Here is a 259-nt window from a genome sequence, read left to right on the forward strand (position 1 = left end):
GCGGTGTGGGTGCAATCAACGATCGTTGGGCGTGGAAAACCCGGCTGATTGAGTTAACCGGCCCCTTCAACCAAAACAAAATTCCCGCTCGCCGCCCCTGCGCGCAAAACTTTCGCCGCCTGATATTCCGGGCTCTCATAGAACGCCTTCGCGTCAGCGAACGAATCGAATTCGATAACCATGTGCTTCGTGTGCGTCTCGCCCTCCACATGTTCGTGCCGCCCAGAAACTGCGATGACCTTTGGCGCGACGTGTGTAG

1 protein-coding gene is annotated in these 259 nt (G+C 57.1%); it reads right to left on the reverse strand.

What is annotated here, in order from left to right; all coding sequences use genetic code 11:
- Window positions 1-53 precede the first annotated feature (53 nt).
- Window positions 54-259: DUF1330 domain-containing protein (locus tag SB772_RS42670; protein WP_410838853.1), on the reverse strand; the 206-nt coding region annotated here is incomplete at its 5' end.

The organism is Paraburkholderia sp. SIMBA_030 (assembly GCF_046535245.1).
Taxonomy (GTDB): domain Bacteria; phylum Pseudomonadota; class Gammaproteobacteria; order Burkholderiales; family Burkholderiaceae; genus Paraburkholderia.